This window comes from Paenibacillus monticola (genome assembly GCF_009664975.1).
Classification (GTDB): Bacteria; Bacillota; Bacilli; order Paenibacillales; family Paenibacillaceae; genus Paenibacillus_AQ; species Paenibacillus_AQ monticola.
Map to the genome: position 1 here is coordinate 585,474 of NZ_WJXB01000002.1, position 18,634 is coordinate 604,107.

The window sequence follows — 18,634 nt, forward strand, 5'->3', positions numbered from 1 at the left end:
CCTCCTATTGTACCCCCATTTGCTTAAGTTTCAAACCATACATTTCTATACAAAAAAAGGGATTTCGTCCATGGACGAAACCCGAGTGAAGAGAGAGGGGTGAACAATTGACAGCAATCCAGGGAGATATTCAGCCCATAAGACTGAAACCGTCCGTACAACAGGCGCTGGGGAAGCATCTGTTGTCCTGTTATCCACATGAAGCATGCGGAGTCCTGCTGGGTGCCGCCGCAGCGGGAGGCATGCTGATCGACACTTACGTGCCCATTAGCAACGTAGCGCCTGACCCGCTGCATGCTTTTGTACCTCAACCTAGAGAATGGATTAAGGCCCTCTATAATGTGCCGTCCCCTATCGGTTTGTTTCACTCTCATCCACATTCCCCACCCCTGCCTTCTGCCGCTGATTTAAGCGGGTTAACGGCACTGGGTACGGAATTTCAGATTTATGTGATAGGTTCTCCCGGACAAGGAGATAACAATGTCCCGAACTTTGGAGGATATTACATTGATCGGCAGTTTGATATCAACGGAAGGTCCTCCCCTAGGCTGATACAAGCCCCAATCTATGCTCTGCTTAAATAAGTGTACAAATCGCCTAAGGTCTCTAGCTGAGGCTTCTTCGCGATTTCCTGAAGGTAGGAAACCCACAGACTCGCGGTCATTTTGGCGTCTTCCAGAGCATTATGGCGCCCACTGATCGGAATGCCATGCACGGCCAGCAGCTCATCCAGGGTATAATTGCTTCGCTGTGGTTCAAGACAGCGGGCCAGCATCATGGTATCGAGTACCCGATGGGTTAGCTGGACCTTGGAGGTTTTCCATAGTGCTGCATTAAGAAAAGACTTGTCATGAGAACTTGCGTGTGCCACCATCACTCGCTGACCCACAAATGACATGAAATTATGAAGACCATCCATCAGGGAAGGTGCTGAACGTGTCATTTCCTCAGATATTCCTGTCAACTGCGTAATATTCTCTGGAATGGCAGTCTGGCAGTTCACCAGTGTGTAGAAACACTCATCTTCCTTAATAGTCTCTCCTACGACTTTAATGGCACCAATTGACATAATTTCATCACCGTGTTGATGAGCAAAACCAGTAGTCTCCAAATCAAAAATAACAGTTTCCAGCTCCGCCAACGGAGTTCGTAGCACCTCAGGACGCCGCTTTTCACGCATCAGAGAACGGATAAAAGCCATTTGCTGTGCTGTTTGCTGTGATGCTTCCCCGCCTCTCATGGACGCGATAGCAGACGGCATTCCGCCCTGTCTTAAGTTGTTCCAGAATCCTCCGCCTTTGTTCGGTTCCTTCATGACTACTTCCTTTCCGCTGACCGGAGCTGACGCTGCAAAGCCCGATGGATACGCCTGACAAGCAGCAGGCTTTCTCGCAGTTCGGACATCAGCTGTTTATTCTTTAAATCACTTTCGGCAACATAATCACTGCTAGTCAACAAGCCATTCTCTATGTTATACGGCGTATTGACACGCAACCGCAGAGCGGTTAAAAAGGCTCGCCTAATCTCCTCCAAATGTTGATATTTATGAATTTCATCCAGTATTTTAATCCGTTCCAGCGTTGAGCTTTCAGTTATCCCATGCAGTAAGGACAAGTGTCTAACTATATTCAGCAGAGGGATATAGACTCCATATTTAATATCGAATCCACCAGCATAATCGCCGAAACGCTCCGTAAGTACCTGCCCGAGAAGATTAAGCGTTGCCTTATGCCGCACTGTATTGCGCAGAACTGCTGTTGACAGTTTCCCATTGTCGATAAAGCAATGATGCAAGGCTTTCAACCACTCTGCAGACAATTCAGTGTTTCCTGCAACATGACGCATGTCTGAAGAGATAATTAGATAGCGGATCGGCTCCCATTCCAGCTGATTAGCCCATCCTTCAAGCTGCTTTTTCCACTCTGGCAATGTTTTACGCCACATCGGTTCGGAGCACATCACCTTACCTTCGCACTTCTCATATCCTACTTCTTCAAGCATATCGGACAGCATGGCACCGAAATCTTTAAAATACTGATTATTAGCAACGTCCGGTTCACCTTCTACAATTAAACCGTTATCCTGATCACTCCACAGCGTAGCTTCCATTCTCCCCGCGCTGCCAAATACAATAAAGGAATAGGCGCAGGGAGGCGGGCCAAAGCCCGCCTCTTTCATCTGCGCCTCACATATTTGTACCGCCGTCTGCGCAATAAGATCATGCATTGCATTCACACGGAGCATCCATTGCTCGATTGGAATAACATTTAACTGCTCAAGAAGTACGCTTTGACAGGCAGTACGCCTTTCCTTAAGCTCCTGTGGCGAACCGGCCGTTACGATGGACGTATAGCTCTTTTCTTCGTTCCAATCTCTTGTCTCCATCGAAGCCAATCGGTCCGCCTCCCTATTAAGTAAGATAATTTTATAGTTTAGGGGTTTTGGATTCGGAATCTGCGATCAATTTCATCTGTTCAGGGTAGCCATAAGTACCATGTTCACTGATATCCAGACCCATCAATTCTTCTTCTTCCGTAACACGAAGTCCGATAGCAAGCTTCATTACATATAGGATGATAAAGGACATTACTGCTACGAATACGAAGGTTCCGGCTACACCCAATGCCTGAACGCCCAACTGATGTAAACCACCACCGTAGAACAATCCTGCTTTACCGACACCAACGGTTTCTACAAGTGTAGGTGTTGCGAACAAACCTGTGGAGAGCGCTCCCCACATCCCTGCAATACCGTGAACAGAGAAAGCATAGATTGGATCATCTAGACCTGCACGTTCCAGCCACTGGGAAGTCATGAATGTAAAGGCTCCAGCAACAAATCCGATAAGAATGGCTGCCCAAGGCTCTACGAATGCGCAGGCACCTGTAATGGCAACCAGCGCTGCCAGGACACCGTTCAGCATAGCGGGAATATCAGACTTGCCAAAGTACAACCATGAAGCGATCAGTGCAGCCAATCCGCCAGCCGCTGCTGCCAGGTTCGTTGTCAGTGCTACATGACCGAAGAATCCGCCCATTGGGGACAACGCGCTGCCTGGGTTAAAGCCAAACCAGCCAAACCATAGAATGATAACTCCGAGTACGGTGAACACTTGGTTATGGCCCGGGATAATAACCGGCTTGCCTTCTTTATTAAATTTGCCTAGTCGAGGCTTAAGCAGAATTGTTGCGACAACCGCCGCCGTTGCACCTGTAAGATGTACAACTGTGGAACCCGCATAATCCTGCATTCCCAGCTCAGCCAACCAGCCGCCGCCCCAAACCCAGTGAGCTACGACAGGATAAATGACGATCGAGAACAAAATTCCGAAAATGATATATACGCTGATCTTTGCACGTTCAGCCATACCACCAGATACGATAGCCAGGGAAACAGCCGCAAAAGCCATTTGGAATAAGAATTTAACATTTAAAGTAACATCAGAAAATGCGAGTGATTCAAATGCAGAACCTGTGGAATCTCCACCGTACCAAAAACCTGTGGTACCGAAGAAACTGTTACCATTTCCGAAGCCAAGGCCAAAACCAAGTGCCCAGAAACACAGACTCGCAATTGCCAGTGTCAGCACTGTCTTACCAGCTACGTGACCTGCATTCTTCATTCGTACCGAACCTGCTTCCAGCATTGCAAACCCTGCTTGCATAAAGAATACTAAGATAAATGCCAGGAAGGTAAACGCCGTATCCAAGCCAATCTGTAAATCCGCATTAGTTGGGCCATCTGCAGCAAATGCACTTACCGGATAGGCCATCAATGTAATCATGGCTAGCAACATCATCAACCACTTCTTTTTCATTATTACCCCACTCCCCAATGTTATATTTTCTAACAAAGCGTGAAACTCTTAATGTCATTATAATCAGAAGTCAGGGAAATTGACAAGACTATTTTTTTGAATGTTTTTAATTTATTTATGTATGCTCACGTTTTCTCCACAGATTATTTACGAAGTGTAGTTATTGCAGGATTGCTTAGGATAAGCCTTTCCCTATTCCCTATTGATATGGAAACGCATACAGAGAATTCTCATTGTTCAGTTCGCTTATCCGTATTTTTATTAAACAATAGTAGTAAAAATGCTATAAAATTATAACCTCACATAATTTAGCCTACTATAGTTATTCCTTTTTCAGACACCGGCACCATTTGTATTAAGAGCTTTTCAATATAAATACATGACATATCATGTGATATTATCCCTAATTCCATTCATAATCACACATGTTTCGCTACAATTGATATTGACTTGAGAATAGTTGTATTCTAGGTAAGCAACAAAACCTATGTATTTCTGTCTTTTCCATTGCATATACTTTATGTAAGTATGACGTTTGACTGTATGGTTTCGAGTTTGATATCATTATAGGTACAAATCAAAGTGATGATTGCCTCTATACCAGCAATCAGATTCTACAGCGAGGTGAGATAACTTGGAGATATGACCCTATACCGGATCGGCGAGCTAGCCAAGGCTGCCCAGATCAGTGAACGTACTATTGATTATTACACTAAACTGGGACTTATTACTCCAGAATCGAGAAGTATGAAAAACTATCGGCTCTACAGCCATGAAACCATGGTTGCTTTAGAACGTATTAATCAACTAAAGCAAGACAAATATACATTGGAAGAGATCAAAGTCTTGATGGCCAAATGGAATACAGCTACACCTGAAACAGATGTTTCCGACAAGCTTGTCGAACTTGAGCTTCACATGCAGCGGCTTGAACGTGAAGTAAAGGCGCTTGAACCGATAATTAACGGATTGAAGCCTAACCAGGCCAGACACGCGCTTTCGACTCTGCTTCCTCAGGGTATTGCCTGTATAGAAGCCATTCGACTCTTACTCTCTCAAGGACCGCCAATGTAAGCACCTTATTCACAATACAGTGGAGGAATGCATATATGATGTATCTATTAGTAATTATCGCTTTTTTATTCTCGTTGTGGGCGCAATTCAGGGTAAAGGGTACCTTCAAAAAATGGTCTACGGTGCCCAACATGAACGGTATCACTGGTTACACTGCAGCCAGACGTATGCTTGACTCAAATGGCCTTAATGATGTTCCCATTGAATCAATACCAGGCGCCCTCTCTGATCATTATGACCCTATTCACCGGGTTGTTCGTCTATCAGAGGCTGTATATCACGAAAGCTCCATCGCCGCCGTCTCCGTCGCCTGTCACGAGGTAGGTCATGCCATTCAGCATAAGGAACGTTATCCCATGCTCTCGCTGCGCCACAGAATGTTCCCTGTCGTCAATTTCGCTTCAAGTGTAGCTCCATTCATGCTGTTGGCCGGGTTCATATTCAATTACCTGAATCTCGTCGGCTTGGGCATTATTTTCTTCTCGGCTGCTGTTGCTTTCCAACTTGTAACACTGCCAGTAGAATTCAATGCCAGTAACCGAGCACGTGGAGTCATGGTTCAGCAAGGTTTCATCCGCAACGAAGAAGAACGCGGCGTGGCCAAGGTATTAAATGCCGCAGCATTAACTTATGTAGCTGCTGCTTTAGTATCACTTCTCGAACTGCTCCGCTTGGTATCCGTATTTTTTGGCAACCGCAACTAACTTAACTAGTGTCTAGCTCGCCAAAGAGTTCAAACAAAAAAATACCCCAGAAGGCTATGAACTAGGAGCCGACTGGGGTATTTTTTTGTCTATCACTGAAATAGTTTAGAAGGAAAGCACGGAACGAGCGGGCAACCAATGGCAGTTTGCCTTCCGTACGATGAATCAGTCCGACCGTTCTTGTCACAGAGGGCTCTAGGACTCTTACCTGTGCTGGTTGCAGAGGGTTCGTCTGGAAAAGCGCCATCTCAGGAAGCAGACTCACTCCCATACCAGCTGCAACCAAACCACGTATAGTATCAGTTTCTCCGCCTTCAAAGGCTATCTGCGGTTTGAATCCAGCCTGTAGACAGGCTTGCCAGACAATGGGACGCAGTGAATAGCCTTGGCTGAACAGAACGAACTTCTCATCCTTCAGCTGCTCCAGTCGAATTACAGACTCCCCTGCCAGCGGATGGTTCTGTGGAAGGATCGCGAACAGTTCTTCCGTCATCAGGACGTCTCCAGAAACTTGCTCATCATCCTCCGGAAAAGGAGAAATAAAGGCCAAGTCCACTTCTCCAGCCAAGACATCCTTAATTAATGAAGGATAAGCGCCCTGCTTGAAACGAAACTTGACGTGAGGATACAACTGGCGGAATTCCGCTACGATGGATGGAATCAGATTGGTTCCCAAACTATGCGGAAACCCGATACGAATCTCACCACGCTCTGGGTCCAGAAATTCATGCACTTCAGCCACCGAACGTTCCAAATCCTGCAGAACGATCTCCACTCTCTTGCAGAAGAGCTGTCCAACGGGTGTCAGCTGCAGATTGCGTCCTTTTTGCATAAACAAGTCTACCCCAAGCTCCTGCTCCAGCTGATGAATCTGCCGGCTTACCGCGGACTGGGCCACATGTAGCTCTTCCGCCGCTCTCGTGACATGTTCTTTTTGGGCAACCTTCACAAAGTATTGCAGCTGTCTAAGCTCCACGTTATCATCGCTCCTATTTTCGGCTTTTTGGGAATATGCGAATAATTAATCCATAGAGGAAAAAGCCGGCGACCAAACCGCCGATATGAGCTACCCAGTCTACATTTGGTGTTGCAAAGGACATAATAATGCCCAGCACAAGCAATCCATACAAGGTCTTACGCGAGCTGTCATCCATTATTGCCCGTTGCAGCAAGGCAATATATAGAAATGCTCCATACACGGCGTAGATCGCCCCTGAAGCGCCTACAGACACAGTAGCAGTCCCAGGAGCTGGCGCACCACCAAGATAGATTGACAAAAGATTGGCCAGAATACCGCCAGCTAAATACAGGACTATATAGCGCCACCAACCGAGTAACCGCTCCAAAGGTGGAGCAAACACCAATAGAGCAAAGCTGTTAAAGAGCAAGTGAGAGAAGCCATTATGCAAAAAGACCGCCGCCGCATATCGCCACAGCTCTTCCTTCTCCGGTCCAGCATCCACCACAGCTCCAAACTTCACAAGCGTATCCAGATTTGTTGATCCTCCATTAAATGTCAGGACCACAAACATAATTACATTGGCCAGCATAAGCAGACAGGTTACCGGATAATACCGGATATAGCTTTTCCAATTCTCATAGCGTATGAATATCATAGCACCCATCCTTTTATGTATCGTGTCCAGTTGGACATCGCCCTGCTATAAAGATTATAATTTATTGTGGCAGCAAGAATCCAATATAACAATTCGAGGAGGAATCAAGAATGACGCAAGAAAGAACAGGCGTAGCTACTTTCAAAGGCAATCCAATCACTCTAGTAGGACCCAAGTTAACAGCAGGTGATTCCGCACCAGATTTCGTTCTAAGTAAGAATCTTCTGGAAGAAGTATCCCTTAGTGATTATGCCGGCAAAATTAAGCTAATCAGCGTTGTGCCTTCTCTTGATACTGGTGTATGTGATGCACAGACTCGCCGATTCAATAGCAAAGCCGCCGAATTGGGCGATGATGTTGTTATCCTTACTGTCAGTGTAGACCTGCCCTTCGCTCAAGCCCGCTGGTGTGGCGCGGCCGGTATTGATCGAGTCATTACACTTTCCGACCACAAGGCTGTGTCATTCGGACAAGCCTATGGAGTCCTGATTAAAGAGTTCCGTTTAGATATGCGTTCTATCTTCGTAGTAGACAAGAATAATACCTTGACTTATGTAGAATATTTAGGCGAAATGGCCGAGCATCCTAACTATGAAGACGCTATTGCTGCTGTAAAGACACTTTTATAATTTAAATATTCAAGAAGAAACGGCTTCGCCGTCCATTCTATGGACGGTACCCGTTTCTTCTTGAAAGATAAGAATAATTAATCATGTCTTATCTTTTTAAAAAAGCGGCAGAAGGACATCCTTCTTCCGCTTTTTCTTATTTAGAAAAACATCTGTGTATGAGATCTTGTCTCGAAAACGCATACAACCTCTAAATAAGAAAGCTAATTCGTACTCTCCCATTCAGTCTGCTTTATATTTCCCCAGTTTTTTGTCCAATGATCCGTACAATCGCTGTATAACACGATAATTGGCGCCCAAATCGCCGAGTGAGCCTCTGGATGCGGAATACAAATCGACAGCACAACGCACTGGTGTTGTATTCAACACCGAAACAGTAATATCGAGTGTACGACCAAATGCGGTCTTCTTCTCCAGCGTAATTTCCCCGACAGACTGCACTTCATGCAGCACCTTGAATCCAGGAATTTTCTTTAGTGTTGCTGATACTTCATCCCACGCCTTGTCTTTAGCAAGATTGTAATAACGCGTCTTTAATGTCGGATCTTTTGCGCGGTCGCTTGTTCCATCATGACTGCGAAATAAGCCGACCAAGGTTCTTTTCAACGACAAAATTCTTCCCCCTCTACAAATCCCAAGTTCATTATTATAAGTGTAACACTCTTGCCTCTGGAACAAAAGAGCATTGCTCACTTTCTCCAGTTTCAGAAAAAACAAAAAAGCGCCTCATTTCCGCAACACACGGGAAACAGGGCGCCTGAGACAAAAGCATTAGAAAAACCCGCCTATGCCGTCCGGCTACAGTGTCTTCTGAACCTGCTTGAGCAGGTGGGTGACCGCAGAAAACGTTTTTGAATTCCCCAAGTCGTATAGACGGGGCAGTTCAGCTGCGCTTCGTGTAGATCTCCCAAGACATTATCATTGGTTCAAAACAACGAGCAACCGTAACGAACATCGCAGGATTTATATTTATTATATTGCGTTTTGACGAAAATGTAAACCTGTATGCGCTTTAATTAACATTGGAACTAAATCCCAGCCTATCCTTACGAGATAATCCTAGGGTTTGTTAAATGTGTTTCAAATCTTGCTCATCCTGAAACTCAGATTCATTCTGCTGTGCTTTCTTCTCTTCAGCTTCCTGCTCTTCCAACTTCTTCTTCTCTACCTGTAGCTGCAGCTTGTTGTAAGTGGCATAGAAATTAAAGAATGCAACCATAGCGATCAGTGTAGGAATACAGATGAAGTAAAGTGCCGGGTACCTCAGACCTATATAGACAAGAACCGCTGCTCCAACCAAAGTAGAAAATACTCGAATGGGCCGAGCGATTGTCAATAGAATGGAATTAGTAACCACTTCTTTAAAGGTCATTTGATAGTGAACAATAATGGAAAAGAAATTAAACATGGAAATAAACAAAATAATCATTAATACCAGCATCAAGATACCAACGATTTTGAAATTGGCCATTTGTGTCATGTAAACCGTCACATCAACATACATAACGACAAACAGAAGGGTGTAGATGACTCCTCCAAGCATACTTTTTACATAATTCTCTTTGTACCCCTGAAAATAAGTACGGAACGTGCTTACGTCAGTATTGCCCATTACCCATTTGCGCACAACTGTAAATAGTGCTGCTGTAGCAGGAAACACCGTGAATGGTGCTAAAATGCCCAGCGCCCAATTCAAGGTAATCTGTTCGTTGGGTCCACCTGTACCCGAACCCAGCATAATAACCTTCAATACAGCAACTAATAAAAACGGAACCGAACATAGCGCCCATAAAATATTACTAAAAGCGATACGTGATATCCATTCCGTGATACGGTATAAACCGCCCATAGCTCCCTTAAACTCCAATTCCCTTCCTCCTGTCTTTCTAGCGAATAATGCATACCTTAACTATACCTTATGTTTAATGATATATTATACAATAAACATAGGCAAATTAATGATCATTTTCTTGTTTCATAGATATCTTAAGTCTGATTAGGTAAACCTTGTGAAATATAGATAAAGCAATTATGTGATTTCAGCGTGATTTTTTACTGAGGATAGATCAGTGTATCAGGCTCGTCTTTCTTCATCTAATATGTTAGATCTTTAGTACCCTCCCCGTCAACCTTAGTCCTCTTACTTCTGCTGCAGATCAATCTGCCATTCATGATCCTTCATCTAACTTACTAACCAGGATTGATTCTCCATCATGAAAAAATCTCAACAGCAACGAGCATTCTCCAAAGACAAAACAACCCCACCAGTATAATTGACGGGGTTTCATTTATTTAAGTTGATCTTTTAATTGAGCCCCAAGGTCGGCAGAATACTTAGTCAACCTTAAGCTTATCTCTGTACGCATCACATCACGCGTCATCCCAAACCGCTCCTGGTATCCTCTGCAAAAGATTTTATGATACACCAAAAAATCCTCTTGTTCATCCGCCAGCACCCTGATATTCCGCTGCTTCAGCTCTTTTTGTAACTGATAGGTATCTTGCATGATACTGCGCTGGATGGCTTGACCGGCCATCAAATAGGCGCGTTTCAGGATGTTATTGGAGTGCTCGATCTCCTTCAGGCTCTTGCTAACCATGGTATCTATGTAAGGCAGCAAAATGATGTCACGAACCATTGTGCGCTCGTCAATAGTTAACAGTTTATCTTCGTTATCACGTTGCTGTTCCTCGTATTGCTCAACATGTTCTGTCATAATCATTTTTGTTTTCCATCTTTCGTTTCCATTTAATTTACTCATTTATAGTGTCCTCCAATCTGTTCGGCCCGTTCCAGGGCAATTCCAGATTCGAGCAACGAGGATGCGTGCTCGACTGACAATCAGACAGCAGGATAACGCGATCTTTAAGCATGGCGTTTCTGTGGCTCCTGTTGCCATGTCAGGATACTCGAAACCAAAAACACTCGCGGTGCTCCAGTGGTCAAACAGGTCGCCCGGATATGGTCATCACGGATGCCCACGATCACAATCTTCCGCTGAGTGATCTTCCCGGCTTTGTCCTGGTATATAATTTCAATGGTTTGGCCGATACTCATTTTGATTTTGACCGCCTCCAAGTATAGGAACGTTTGTTTGTAATATATGCGAACATTCGTTCCTTATGCAATGTAAAATAAAGGAGCTTCAGTTATTCCTGAGGCTCCTCTTCATATTTTATCGGTTGTCCAATGCTTTAATATAATCTTAAAAAGCGCCAGCTTGTGCAACACCACTAAAAGCAACAGGTCCAGTAATTGTGATATCTGGTCCCTCACCAGTAGTGTCAGCAGCGTACATAGAGTATCGTATTTCACCTGAACCAGGAACAGCTGGATGAAAATCTGCGGCATGAAATGAAAGCAGATTATTTCCTGTAAACAAATCTACAACTGCAGTATAGATTAAGACACCTGTACCACTTACTCCTATACCCCCTCTTTCAACTGTAATCGTAACCGTATTTCCGACATCTCCAGCAACACCGATCGTTCCCCATAGTTCAATGCGAACATCCGCAGCATTTGGAGTTGCTAATACATCCGCGACTTGTAAACCGATATCGCCTAAAAGCAGGGTTGGAGTTGTTGGAAGTACAGTGGTACCGGTACTAATAGAACTAAACTCAGAGACTCTAGAATCTAGAAATTGTATAGCCATGTTGATCACTCCCTATTATATTATTACCTTCCGGAAGGCATGCTATAATATATGTGATCTTCTAGAGACTGTTTGGACAAACTAACTGCATAATAAAAAAGCCTCCAGCGACCACTTAAGGTTGACGAGGGATATTGTTATTTTTTAGTCTTCGTGAGATGTACTCTGAATTCAAAAGTCTGACGTATATAATATGTATCAGCGATATTCACCGTATCTGCATTGTACTTCTGGATCGGTCCACCATAATCTATAAATGCTATCTAAGCCATCCTCTGTAATTTGAACCACGTGTACTCTTACCTGGGCAAAGGATGCTGCAAAGAGGTCCTTGTCGCTCTTCAGGACTTTGTATGTAGTGCTCAATGCTCAACAGATAGCGCTCCTTATGCAGTTTTATTATTAGCCTTTTTGATTTTTTGATTTTTAACTTCGTAATATTTCCTCGTTCTATGTATTTAATTGAAACCGTTCGAGAAGGGGCTGTTCGAGCTTTAGGCGTAAGTTCTGAACTGATAAATTCTTCTATAAGTTTTACCGCCTGAACAATCCGCCTGCATTCACCATTGCAATAATGGGACCGTTGCTGTGACGGTCCTTCTTCTGCCTAACTAATTTCCCAGCGCTGTGATCTTTGCTACAAACTATCCACAACACAAAAAGACCTTACTCATACGACTCATACGAGCAGGGTCTTTTTGTTATCAGGTATTTGTTCCTTATTTGATAGGCGCTTTTCTAGAGCCCATGTTTTGATTTCTGGGTAATGGTCTATACGCAAGAGTAATTTGTCCATATATTAGGATTGTAAATTAACTGCTCGTTATCATTACCCGTTCATCCATCTAATTATGTATCAAAAAATAAGACGAGAACCGCCAGGCGGCATCTCGTCTTATTGGATATATAGAGAAATCTCCTACAAATCGTAAGATGAATCTTCACGTTTAGCAGGGCGTGCAGTTGCACTGCTGCTTGGACGTGCTGCAGGTTTACGGTCTGCACTACTACGACTTGCTCCAGCATCACGGCTCGCTCCACCAGCATCGCGATTGCCTTTATAGCCGCCGCCATATCCACCGCTGCCGCTACCGTAGTTGCTGCCGCCGCTTCCACTGCTGTATCCACCACGACTGCCGCCACCAGTGCTGCTATCACGATTACCGCGATATCCACCGCCACCGCTGCCGCCAGTACCAGAACCACCAGTTCCGCCACGGTTGCCACCATAGCTACCGCTTGGTTTACGACCGCTGCGAATGTCATTCTTGGCACCACGACGTTTAGCGCGAATCGGATCTTCCGGAGTCAGTTCGATCTCGGAATCCTTCTTATCGCCAGTCAAAAGCTTCATTGCTGCGGACAGCAATTGTACGGAATCGTATTGCTCCAGCAATTGGATTGCCATACCTTTGTATTCATTTAACTCATCGCTCTCAACCATACCAAGCACACGCTCAGCAGTGATGCGTTGTTTGCCTTCGATAGCCTCAGCCATGGTTGGCAAAGGTTTGCGGGTAATCTTAGAACGTGTAACACGTTCGATTAAGTGCATATGATCCATTTCACGCGGAGTCACGAAAGACCATGCAGTTCCTTCTTTACCAGCGCGTCCTGTACGACCGATACGGTGTACATAGCTTTCTGGATCTTGTGGAAGGTCAAAGTTAATTACGTGTGTTACTCCTGAAACGTCCAGACCGCGTGCTGCTACATCAGTAGCTACAAGCACATCTATGCTACCATCGCGGAATTTGCGCATAACGGCGTCACGTTGATTCTGTGACAAGTCACCATGCAGACCATCAGCGGAATATCCGCGTTTTTGTAAGGCTTCTGCAAGCTCATCTACACGACGTTTCGTACGTCCAAATACAATTGCCAGATCAGGAGACTCCATGTCAATCAAACGGCTAAGTGCTTCAAACTTCTGACGCTCAGGCACTTCAACATAGTGTTGATCAATCAAAGGAGCACTAATCTGCTTCGGAATCACGGATACATGCTGAGGGTTATTCAAGAACTGTTGAGCGAGGCGTTGAATGTTCGATGGCATTGTTGCCGAGAAAAGCATAGTTTGGCGTTCAACTGGAACAAGCTTCAGGATTGACGTGATGTCTTCCATAAAGCCCATATCCAACATTTCGTCCGCTTCATCCAATACAACCGTTTGAACATCGTCAAGACGAATCGTTTTACGATTGATGTGATCCAAGAGACGTCCCGGAGTACCGATTATGATTTGCGGTTTCTTCTTCAGTCCGCGAATTTGGCGGCTGATATCCTGTCCGCCATAAATTGCGAGCGAACGCAAACCTTTAAAGCGTGCCAGTTTGCCAATTTCTTCAGCTACTTGAATAGCCAATTCCCGTGTTGGTGTCATAATAAGGGCCCGGATTTTTTCATCTTCCCGGTCAATTTTGGAGATTAGGGGAATACCGAATGCAGCAGTCTTACCTGTACCAGTCTGCGCTTGACCAATTAGATCCGTTCCGGCCAATGCAAGTGGTAAAGCCTGTTCCTGAATCGGTGTTGCTTCCTCAAATCCTAACTCCAAGATAGCTTGCAGCACTTTAGGCTGTAGGCCGAATTCTGCGAATGTTTTCAAATTATTCGTGCTCCTTTTATACAGTGGACATTCCACATGCTTGTCTGTATTCTTAAGTAGCGGTAAACACATTTATAGGCTGTCCAATTATTTCGGATTCTCTGCATGGTTTAGCGCGTATTTGGGACGAAAAGCCGTCCTATTATCAGGCCACTCAAACGCACCTGAATAACTGTAGCTTCACATCCGATGCAATGCAAAATACCATTGTAACGTCCTACTCAAGAATATCCTATACATTATATCACAAACCTAAAGAGGAATACCAGTGTATTCCTTTCTTTCATTTTTTACAAAACACATCAGAGGTGAATTTGCTTGTTAAGAAAATTTTGGAATTATCTGGCCATCGTATTGGGTTCAGCGTTGATTGCCAGCGGCTTTAACCTATTTTTGATCCCTCACCGCTTACTAAGCGGAGGGGTTTCCGGACTATCCATGTTAGTGGGTTATTTCACACCGCTAAACATAAGCCTTTTATATCTACTGTTCAACATTCCATTACTTGTTGCAGGCTGGTTCCAACTGGGACGGAGATTTATTATCCTCAGTATTTTGTCCGTTGGAGCTACGACCTGGTTAATGACGTTGATCCCTGTTCAAAACATTACTTCTGATATGCTGCTTGCCTCTGTATTTGGTGGAGTGCTTGTCGGTGTAGGCAGTGGGATATCCTTTAGGGTCGGTGGATCTTCTGGCGGTTTTGATATTGTTGGCTCCATTATTACTCGTTACCGCGACTTTCCGGTCGGAAGTGTCCTTGTCTCCTTGAACGCGCTGGTAATTCTGGCCGCCGCCTATTTTGATAACAATTGGAATTTAGCTCTTGCATCGATGGCATCCATCTATGTAAGCGGAAAAGTTGTCGATATGATCCATATCAGTCATATCAAGGTTACTGTATATATAGTAACAAACCGTACGGACGAACTGCTTCAGCAACTGTTCGGCCTGCAGCGCGGTGTCACAAAGATTAAAACAGAAGGCGCTTATTCTCACGTCGAAAAGGACATGCTAATGACAGTAACAACCCGCTATGAGCTCGTCGAGCTACAACGAATTATCAAAACAACAGATCCACAAGCATTTGTAAATATCGTTGAAACCGTTGGTGTAATGGGTTCTTTCCGTAAAAGATGAACCAGAAAAAATGCGTACACCTTGAAATTATGATATATTAGACTAGCGCAGACCCTAATAAAATTTCATAAAGATTAAGCTTTACCCCTCTTTTTTCCAAGGCACTTCGCTTTCCAATGAATCCTGAATTTCAATTCAGCACCATTCGAAAAAGGAAAGGGTGATTTTTGTGGAAATGGAAACGGTAAAACTGTCAGCAATCGTCATGAGGTGGTATCCTGATATGATGCCGTTTCTCAAGCAGAACGAATTAAATTCAGTAATTGTTCTGCGTGACGGGCTAAGTATTCTGGAACCGGCAGATGCCATGGATATCATCCATTACAGCATTTGTGAACATCAGAATTCTGCGTATCTTCAATGAAGTGAGCTGCAAGAGCTAGTCTTATAGTTGCCGCTTTGGGTTTGGCTTTTGCCGAATCCAAGCGGCATTTACTTTATTATCACGCGTTTTGTAAACGTACATTCCGTTTATATACAACAAGAGCGGTTTTTTAGCTAACAAGTTGCAACAAGATTGTTACAAGTCTGTTCACTTTGAATGCATCCGTTCCTTTATAATTTATGAGAATGTACATAAAGGGAGAGAATACAAATGAATATCACCTGGGCTCTAATGATGATGGCCCTGGGAAGCGTAGGCGTGCAAAACAACCAGCATGACGCCGATGTGGCAATCGCATTGAGGACTGCCATGAATCCCCCCATCGTCGCACAACACAGCAGCAATCCTGACGCAGTAACACCTTCACAGAACGCTACAGGCGAAATTTCATCACCCACTTCAACAGCGAACGCGATATACAAAGATCCACAGCCTGATGCACCGAAGGTTAAAGGGATCTATGTAACTGCATATAGCGCTGGTGGTTCACGAATGGAGCAGCTACTCGCTCTGCTTGATAAAACCGAACTCAATTCGATGGTTATCGACATTAAGGATGACACCGGTTATATCACTTACAAGACGGATAATGTAGAACTTCAGCAATTAGGCCATCCGCAGTCATTCATTGGTGATATTAATAAGCTAATGGAGCGGTTGAAGAAACATGATGTTTACCCGATTGCCCGAATCGTTGTTTTTAAGGACTCAATACTAGCCAAGAAAAAACCTGGTTTGTCATTTGTGAATGCTGATGGCTCCGTATGGACCAATAAAGGCGGCGACAGCTTCGTTAACCCTTATAATGAAGATGTATGGAAATATAACGTAGATATTGCCAAGGAAGCAGCTAAGCTTGGCTTCAAGGAAATCCAGTTCGATTATGTTCGCTTTCCTGAGGGCTTTGAGAAACGTGCCGATTCGCTTAAGTACACCAAAAGCAATAGACCTCGTGTAGAGATCATTGCTGATTTTGTAAAATATGCTCAAGCAGAGCTGGAGCCACTCGGCGTTCGTGTATCCGTTGATATTTTCGGTTATGCTGCCTCCGTTCCTGCCGCAGAAGGCATTGGTCAGGATTTTGTGAAAATATCCAAAAATGTAGATGTTATTAGCCCAATGATATATCCAAGCCATTATTCAACCGGGTGGTTTGATGTTAAAGATCCGGATAAAAATCCTTATGCTACCATTAAAGGCTCCATGGTGGATACACATAAAAAGCTTGACCCGCTGGGCAGCTATAAACCGATTATACGACCTTGGATTCAAGATTTCACAGCTAGTTGGCTAGGAAGCGGTCATTATGTTAAATACGGCAAGCAGCAGGTTGAAGATCAGATTCGTGCTTTGAAGGACGAAAACGTGGAAGAATATCTACTCTGGAATGCCAATAACCGTTATACCTCTGGTGTCGACTACGAAAAATAATGATTACAGCCCTTATCCTAATATCTAGAGCATGACATACTTATATTCGAGACCCGGCGTTTGCCGGGTTTTTCTCTGAGGACATATCACGCGATAAGAACACAGCAAGCGAAAAAAATAGATAACGAGGCACAAACCATGATACAGACTACATCACTAAAGCAAAAAGCAATCCAATTAATGCATATTTTATTTCCGATTCTTGTCTCTCAAATTGCGTTATCCGCCATTACCTTCTTTGATACAAATATGTCTGGAAAATTCGGCACAGCCGATCTGGCGGGAGTTGCCATCGGAACCAGCCTTTGGATTCCTATCCAGACAGGCTTAAGTGGAATTCTAATAGGCATCACACCCATTGTCTCCCATCTGATGGGCAGCAGAAAGGAAAAAGAGGTTGCGTATCAGGTTATGCAAGGCTTATGGCTGTCGCTGATCATTTCCATACTTGTTCTCCTGATCGGCTTCATCGTCCTTTCTCCCATCCTGGATTTCATGAATTTGGAGGTTGCTGTAAGGGATATCGCCTTTCGTTTCCTAGGGGCCATCTCCTTCGGGGTTATCCCATTGTTCGGCTATACTGTTCTGCGTAGCTGCATCGATGCTCTAGGGCAAACGCGCGTTTCTATGTTCATTACCCTCATAGCGCTTCCAGTTAATGTGGGACTAAACTACCTGCTAATTTACGGGCACTTTGGGTTTCCTCGCTTGGGTGGTGTAGGCGCAGGTGTCGCTTCAGCTATAACCTATTGGGTCATATTCGCGATCGCCTTGCTCTTTATTTACCGATCTCAGCCCTTTGTAAGCCTCCAGCTGTTCCGCAAGTTCTACTCCATGTCGCTGCGAAGCTTCCAGGATCTGTTGAAGATTGGGGTACCTATTGGTTTTTCGATTTTTTTTGAAACGGCAGTCTTCTCTGCAGTTACGCTTCTGATGAGCCGTTTCGACACCATGACGATTGCTGCTCATCAAGCAGCGATCAATTTTGCCTCAACTTTATACATGATCCCACTGAGCATCTGTATGAGCCTTACGATCCTTGTCGGCTACGAGACAGGGTCCGGCAGGCTGAAGGATGCACGCCAGTATGGAATCATGGGCATCGGTCTAGCCGCTGTACTTTCGCTGGCAACGGCACTGGTCCTCTTGTTCGCGGGAAATCATGTCGCCGGTCTATATTCCGATGACCCTAAAGTTGTATCGCTAATACAACACTTCCTGATCTATGCCATCTTCTTTCAAATATCCGATGCAATTGCAACACCTACTCAAGGCGTACTCCGAGGTTATAAAGATGTTGTTCCTGCCTTTGTCATTTGTTTTGCCGCCTATTGGGTCGTTGGGCTTCCTACAGGCTACCTTCTGGCCACTTACACAGATTTAGAAGCTTATGGCTATTGGATCGGTTTGATCACTGGTTTAGCTATTGGTGCTATACTGCTCATGTCACGGTTAGTTAAGGTTCAACGACGCTACGCTGCCAAGTATGCTGAAGGACAACCTCAGACATAAAAAGGGACAGCGAGTATTCTGCAACGGTGCAAAATAATAGGGGCTGTCCCATAAGCCAT

General features: G+C 44.5%; 19 protein-coding genes and 1 other RNA gene. 8 read left to right on the plus strand and 12 right to left on the minus strand.

Annotation, left to right across the window (positions count from 1 at the left end):
- The first annotated feature begins 107 nt into the window (after positions 1–107).
- Positions 108–584: a M67 family metallopeptidase gene (locus GJB61_RS07165; protein WP_154117773.1), complete on the plus strand. Its 477-nt coding sequence runs from the start codon at positions 108–110 to the stop codon at positions 582–584.
- Here GJB61_RS07165 and GJB61_RS07170 read toward each other — a convergent pair.
- Genes GJB61_RS07170 through GJB61_RS07180 form a run of 3 tightly spaced genes read right to left on the minus strand, consistent with a single transcriptional unit; the run spans position 566 to position 3,817 of the window.
- The gene (locus tag GJB61_RS07170; protein WP_154117775.1) at positions 566–1,315 is read right to left on the minus strand and encodes an exonuclease domain-containing protein; all 750 of its coding nucleotides are present in this window, start codon (positions 1,313–1,315) and stop codon (positions 566–568) included. The genes GJB61_RS07165 and GJB61_RS07170 overlap by 19 nt on opposite strands.
- Positions 1,316–1,317: 2 nt before the next feature.
- On the minus strand, positions 1,318–2,385 hold the full coding sequence (locus tag GJB61_RS07175) for a DUF294 nucleotidyltransferase-like domain-containing protein (RefSeq protein WP_154118165.1): 1,068 nt from the start codon (positions 2,383–2,385) through the stop codon (positions 1,318–1,320).
- A 40-nt stretch (positions 2,386–2,425) separates the two neighbouring features.
- Positions 2,426–3,817 carry an ammonium transporter gene (locus GJB61_RS07180; RefSeq protein WP_154117777.1) on the minus strand — a complete coding sequence of 464 codons (1,392 nt, stop codon included), beginning with the start codon at positions 3,815–3,817 and terminating at the stop codon, positions 2,426–2,428.
- 642 nt (positions 3,818–4,459) lie between these two features.
- Here GJB61_RS07180 and GJB61_RS07185 point away from each other — a divergent pair.
- Positions 4,460–4,891 carry a MerR family transcriptional regulator gene (locus GJB61_RS07185; RefSeq protein WP_154117779.1) on the plus strand — a complete coding sequence of 144 codons (432 nt, stop codon included), beginning with the start codon at positions 4,460–4,462 and terminating at the stop codon, positions 4,889–4,891.
- A 35-nt stretch (positions 4,892–4,926) separates the two neighbouring features.
- Positions 4,927–5,595 carry a zinc metallopeptidase gene (locus GJB61_RS07190; protein WP_154117780.1) on the plus strand — a complete coding sequence of 223 codons (669 nt, stop codon included), beginning with the start codon at positions 4,927–4,929 and terminating at the stop codon, positions 5,593–5,595.
- Positions 5,596–5,656: 61 nt separating this feature from the next.
- On the opposite strand, the gene gltC is transcribed toward GJB61_RS07190, so the two are convergent.
- Positions 5,657–6,571: a glutamate biosynthesis transcriptional regulator GltC gene (gene gltC, locus GJB61_RS07195; RefSeq protein WP_338115695.1), complete on the minus strand. Its 915-nt coding sequence runs from the start codon at positions 6,569–6,571 to the stop codon at positions 5,657–5,659.
- 13 nt (positions 6,572–6,584) lie between these two features.
- On the minus strand, positions 6,585–7,211 hold the full coding sequence (locus tag GJB61_RS07200) for a rhomboid family intramembrane serine protease (RefSeq protein WP_154117782.1): 627 nt from the start codon (positions 7,209–7,211) through the stop codon (positions 6,585–6,587).
- Positions 7,212–7,321: 110 nt separating this feature from the next.
- Here GJB61_RS07200 and tpx point away from each other — a divergent pair, with 110 nt between their 5' ends.
- Positions 7,322–7,840, plus strand: coding sequence for a thiol peroxidase (gene tpx, locus GJB61_RS07205; protein ID WP_154117784.1), 519 nt, complete (start codon positions 7,322–7,324; stop codon positions 7,838–7,840).
- A 222-nt stretch (positions 7,841–8,062) separates the two neighbouring features.
- Here tpx and GJB61_RS07210 read toward each other — a convergent pair whose 3' ends face one another.
- From GJB61_RS07210 to cshA, 7 genes are all read right to left on the minus strand, one after another.
- A complete protein-coding gene (locus tag GJB61_RS07210) occupies positions 8,063–8,452 on the minus strand; it encodes a DUF1499 domain-containing protein (RefSeq protein WP_154117786.1) in 390 nt (129 codons plus the stop codon).
- Positions 8,453–8,614: 162 nt separating this feature from the next.
- A non-coding RNA gene (ssrS, locus tag GJB61_RS07215) (6S RNA) lies at positions 8,615–8,806 on the minus strand.
- Positions 8,807–8,909: 103 nt separating this feature from the next.
- Entirely contained in the window at positions 8,910–9,707 is a 798-nt protein-coding gene (locus tag GJB61_RS07220) for a YesL family protein (RefSeq protein WP_154117787.1), read from the minus strand.
- Positions 9,708–10,128: 421 nt separating this feature from the next.
- Positions 10,129–10,602 carry a YhjD family protein gene (locus tag GJB61_RS07225; RefSeq protein ID WP_154117788.1) on the minus strand — a complete coding sequence of 158 codons (474 nt, stop codon included), beginning with the start codon at positions 10,600–10,602 and terminating at the stop codon, positions 10,129–10,131.
- Between the two features lie 104 nt (positions 10,603–10,706).
- Positions 10,707–10,898: a hypothetical protein gene (locus GJB61_RS07230; protein ID WP_154117790.1), complete on the minus strand. Its 192-nt coding sequence runs from the start codon at positions 10,896–10,898 to the stop codon at positions 10,707–10,709.
- 148 nt (positions 10,899–11,046) lie between these two features.
- Complete coding sequence (locus GJB61_RS07235; protein WP_154117792.1) at positions 11,047–11,499, minus strand: hypothetical protein; 453 nt, start codon at positions 11,497–11,499, stop codon at positions 11,047–11,049.
- A 919-nt stretch (positions 11,500–12,418) separates the two neighbouring features.
- Positions 12,419–14,107, minus strand: a complete 1,689-nt coding sequence (cshA, locus tag GJB61_RS07240; RefSeq protein WP_154117794.1) for a degradosome RNA helicase CshA — start codon at positions 14,105–14,107, stop codon at positions 12,419–12,421.
- 318 nt (positions 14,108–14,425) lie between these two features.
- Between cshA and GJB61_RS07245 the strand changes: the two genes are divergently transcribed.
- The 4 genes from GJB61_RS07245 to GJB61_RS07260 all read left to right on the plus strand — a co-directional run bounded on the left by GJB61_RS07245 (position 14,426) and on the right by GJB61_RS07260 (position 18,575).
- Positions 14,426–15,247 carry a YitT family protein gene (locus tag GJB61_RS07245; protein ID WP_154117796.1) on the plus strand — a complete coding sequence of 274 codons (822 nt, stop codon included), beginning with the start codon at positions 14,426–14,428 and terminating at the stop codon, positions 15,245–15,247.
- Between the two features lie 175 nt (positions 15,248–15,422).
- Positions 15,423–15,611, plus strand: a complete 189-nt coding sequence (locus tag GJB61_RS07250) for a hypothetical protein (protein ID WP_036658735.1) — start codon at positions 15,423–15,425, stop codon at positions 15,609–15,611.
- Between the two features lie 231 nt (positions 15,612–15,842).
- Complete coding sequence (locus tag GJB61_RS07255; RefSeq protein WP_154117798.1) at positions 15,843–17,063, plus strand: putative glycoside hydrolase; 1,221 nt, start codon at positions 15,843–15,845, stop codon at positions 17,061–17,063.
- 138 nt (positions 17,064–17,201) lie between these two features.
- Positions 17,202–18,575 carry an MATE family efflux transporter gene (locus tag GJB61_RS07260; RefSeq protein WP_154117800.1) on the plus strand — a complete coding sequence of 458 codons (1,374 nt, stop codon included), beginning with the start codon at positions 17,202–17,204 and terminating at the stop codon, positions 18,573–18,575.
- The last annotated feature ends 59 nt before the right edge of the window (positions 18,576–18,634 follow it).